The organism is Arthrobacter sp. TB 26 (assembly GCF_000427315.1).
Taxonomy (GTDB): domain Bacteria; phylum Actinomycetota; class Actinomycetes; order Actinomycetales; family Micrococcaceae; genus Arthrobacter.
On the sequence record NZ_AUPJ01000342.1, the window covers coordinates 16,118 to 19,834 of the forward strand.

Sequence of the window (3,717 nt, forward strand, 5' to 3'; positions counted from 1 at the left end):
CCCGCCGAAGCGCTTCGCCCAGGGCATCGGTGCGGCCTTGTCCACCGCCGCGGCCGTCCTGCTGGCAGCGGGGCTGGCGCCGGCGGCGTGGATCCTGCTCGCGGTCCTGATTGTGGCCGCGTCCCTGGAGGCATTCGCCGGGTTCTGCCTGGGCTGCGCCGTCTTCGGCTTCCTGCAGCGCCGAGGCCTGATCCCCGAGGACGTGTGCGAGGCCTGCAACAACATTTCGCTCCGCCGGACCTGAGCGCCGGGCGTGTCCGCCGCGCGGTTGGGCCGGCGCGCGTTCAGGCGCCGGTGACGGCCGCCAGGCGGGACGCCATGCCCCGGATGACCTCCGGGGCCTCAAGCCGTTCGAGCCACTGCGCCGGAAGGCACTCCTGGCCGTAGAACGTGCCCAGGATGTTGCCGGCAATCGATGCCGTGGAGTCGCTGTCCCCGCTGTGATTGACCGCGACGGCGATTGCCGCGCGGAAGTGCTCCTCCGGGTGCCCTCCGGCCGCCGCCGGATCCGGTTCCGTGGCGAGCACCGCGTAGAGCGCGACGGCGAGTGCCTCCTCTGCCACCCATCCTTCGCCGAGTTCCCGGACCAGATCCTCCGGCTCCAGCACCGCGCCGGCGGCACCAAGCCGGAGTGCCGCTTCCAGCCGGGAGATGACGTCCGGATCCACTTTTTCGTCCTTGCGCAGCTGGACGGTGTCCAGATGTCCGAGAGCGAATTCCGCTGCCGGCCGCAGACCGTGGCCGGCGAGCAGGGCGTGGATGACGAGACTGAAGATGCCTGCACTCTGCCTCGCCGCGGGGTGCCCATGGGTCAACGAGGCGGCGTCGGCGCTGAGCTTGTAGACGTCGGCGGGGGCGATGTAGGGGATCAAACCAAAGGGGGCCGAGCGCATCACCGTGCCGCAGCCCTTGGAGCCCGGGTTGACCGGCCGGAAAAACGTCCCCATCTCTCCGGTGGCCAGTCCGCTCAGGCAGGCACTACCCGGGGCCCGGCGATGCTTGAGGACGGCGTGGGAATCGATCCACCGGGGCGGCTGGAACGGGGCCGCCTCAGGAACCGGCACACCTTGGGTGGCAAGCCAGCGCAGGTACGCGAGCCACAGGCACGCGTTGGTGTCCGCGGCCACGCCCGAATTGGCCCACTCCAGCGCCTCCAGCAGCCCGTCCACGGTGTACAGCGTGAGCTGCGTGTCGTCGGAAAAGTGGCTGCCGCCGTCGAGCGCTGCAAACTCCCGCAGCCCGTCCGGACCAAACTTCGCGCGGATGGTGGAGATGTCGTCGAATTCGACGGCGTACCCCAGCGAATCACCAAGGGCGCCGCCCAGCAGGCACCCGTGGATCCGGGAGGCGTGCGACGGGACTGGTGCCGGTCCGGGGGTGATGGCGGGCTCGTTGCTCATGACTTAGAATTTTACCCCGGCCCCACGTCGGAGCTGGTGCCACAAGTCAACACCGGGACAGCAGGCGACCAATGCGCGAACCAGCATGGCGGAAGACCGGATCCACCCCTGACTACCGGTTCTCGCTGGCCAATGAAACGACGTTCCTTGCCTGGATCAGGACATCGCTGGCCCTGATCGTGGGGGCGCTTGGCATCGACCAGCTGTTCCCGGACATCGCTCCCGCACCGCTGCGAATCTCCATGTGCGTTGCGCTGGCGGTCATCGGCGCCGCCCTCGCCGTCCTGGCGTACCGGCGCTGGGGGCGGATGGAAGAGGCCATGCGCAACAACCGCGAGTTGCCGTTTTCCGGTGTGATGCTCGTGATGACCGTCGGGGTTGCGGCCGCGGCGTATATCCTGGCCGTCCTGCTCCTGGCCGCGCGGTGAGCGCCGGGGCCGTTCGGGACCCCGGGCTGCAGCCGGAGCGGACGTCGTTGTCCTGGAGCCGGACCCTGCTGGCCCTCTTCGCGGCCGACCTGCTGATTTGGCGCGGCTGGGCGATCGCGGCGTTGCAGCCGGCCCCCGCCCCCGATACCGCGAGATGGGCAGGGGCCGGGACCACGGACTATCTGGGGGTCTGTGCCCTCGCGGCGATGGTCGCCACAGTGGTGCTGTGCCTCTGCGTTCTGGCCCGGGTGCGGGAACTCCGGCATTCCTCCTACGCGCCGCCGGCCTCCCTCATGCGCTGGGCCGCCGCCGGGGTCACTGTACTGGGCGCCAGTGCCGTCGCCGCGATTGCGCTGGGACGTTAAGCGCGGGTCCAGCGAACGTCCAGACTCCGCTGGCAGACTGCTCGCTGACCCCAAGCAAAGGAATTCCTGAACATGATCACGCCTGCGTCAGCCCTCGAGTCGCCCGATGGGGCGGCTGCCACCACTGTCGATTCGACGCGTCCCGGGCTGCTGGGCCGGCTGTCCGCCGAAGCCGTGGGGACGTTCTTTGTGGTCGTCGCCGGCCTGGGCGTTCCGTTGTTCACCATTCCGCAGTCGAACCCCCTGTCGGCCGCCCTCGCCGCTGGACTGGCCGTTACCGCTGCAATGCTGGCATTCGGGTACCTCTCCGGCGGGCACTTCAACCCTGCGGTGACGGCCGGAAATGCCATTGCGGGCCGCATCCGCCCCCTCGACGCGGCGGCATATGTGGGCGCTCAACTCCTGGGCGCCCTGCTCGGCGGGGTGACGCTCTTTGGCATCCTGCGCACGGTCCCCAATATCGCCGACACCAGGACGGCCTTTGACACGGTCGCCGCCGGTTTCGGTGAAAGGTCCATCATCCAGGTCCCGATGGCCGGAGTGCTGCTCATCGAGGTGCTCGGTGCCGCCCTGCTGGTGGCCGTCTACCTGGGCACCACCTCGGAGCGGAACCCCTCACGGCTTGCGGCACCCTTTGCCGTCGGCCTGGCCACGGCAGTGCTCCTGCAGTTCGGCCAGGCGCCCGGCAACACTCCCTTTAATCCGGCGCGCGCCACCGCCTCGGCGATCTTCAGCAGCCCGGATGCGCTCGGCCAGCTGTGGCTCTTCTGGGTTGCTCCGCTGGTGGGCGCGGCCCTCGCCGGACTCGTGTTCCGCGGCTTCGCGCTCTCGGCGCCGGCAACGGTGCCGGTACCGGTACCTGCCCCGGAGGGCGACGTGGACGACATGGACGAACGTGACGCCCTGGACCAGGACGGGACACCGGAGCCGGCGTCCGGCGCCGCACCGGTTGCCGGCCCGGTTGCCGGCAGCGACGAAGCGCGCGCCTTCTTCGACGGGGAACGCGGCAAGTAGGCCGCCATCCGCTGCGCCGGAGCGGTGGCGCAATCCCGTCGGTGGCAGCCGATACCGTAGGAGCATGCGGTTATTGCACACCTCGGACTGGCATTTGGGCCGGTCGTTCCACGGCGTCGGGATGCTTGATGCCCAGCGCGCCTTCATCGACCAGCTTGTGACCTTCGTAAGGACGGAGGCGGTCGACGTCGTCCTGATCGCCGGCGACGTCTACGACCGCGCCCTGCCGGGGGTCGACGTCGTCCGCCTGCTCGACGACGCCCTGGTGGGCCTGACCGGGGCCGGGGCCCAGGTGGTTTTGACCAGCGGCAACCACGACTCGGCCATCCGGCTCGGGTTCGCGTCCCGGCTGCTGGAACGCGGGGGAGTGCACCTGCGCACCCGGCTCGCCGACCTGGACCAGCCCGTGCTCTTTCCGCTCGACGGCGGACCGGACGCCGACGGCGGCGGGGGACCGGTGCTCGCCATCTACGGCATTCCCTGGCTGGAACCACGGCTCGTGGCCGACCA

Annotated in this window: 4 protein-coding genes and 2 pseudogenes (2 of these 6 only partly in view); 5 read left to right on the forward strand and 1 reads right to left on the reverse strand. The window is 70.0% G+C overall.

Features of this window, described 5'->3' with window-relative positions; all coding sequences use genetic code 11:
* Positions 1-244 (forward strand): annotated as a pseudogene (locus tag K789_RS23075) (DUF4395 domain-containing protein) (it extends 315 nt beyond the left edge of the window).
* A gap of 40 nt (positions 245-284) precedes the next feature.
* Here K789_RS23075 and K789_RS0113065 read toward each other — a convergent pair.
* Entirely contained in the window at positions 285-1,400 is a 1,116-nt protein-coding gene (locus tag K789_RS0113065) for an ADP-ribosylglycohydrolase family protein (RefSeq protein ID WP_024367139.1), read from the reverse strand.
* 71 nt (positions 1,401-1,471) lie between these two features.
* On the opposite strand from K789_RS0113065, the gene K789_RS0113070 reads away from it, so the two are divergent.
* The 4 genes and pseudogenes from K789_RS0113070 to K789_RS23080 all read left to right on the forward strand — a co-directional run.
* On the forward strand, positions 1,472-1,828 hold the full coding sequence (locus tag K789_RS0113070) for a YidH family protein (protein ID WP_024367140.1): 357 nt from the start codon (positions 1,472-1,474) through the stop codon (positions 1,826-1,828).
* On the forward strand, positions 1,825-2,193 hold the full coding sequence (locus K789_RS0113075; protein WP_024367141.1) for a DUF202 domain-containing protein: 369 nt from the start codon (positions 1,825-1,827) through the stop codon (positions 2,191-2,193). Before K789_RS0113070 ends, K789_RS0113075 begins: the two co-directional genes overlap by 4 nt.
* Positions 2,194-2,265: 72 nt before the next feature.
* Complete coding sequence (locus K789_RS0113080; RefSeq protein ID WP_024367142.1) at positions 2,266-3,207, forward strand: MIP/aquaporin family protein; 942 nt, start codon at positions 2,266-2,268, stop codon at positions 3,205-3,207.
* A gap of 64 nt (positions 3,208-3,271) precedes the next feature.
* Positions 3,272-3,717: pseudogene (locus tag K789_RS23080) on the forward strand (exonuclease SbcCD subunit D); it runs 738 nt beyond the window's last position.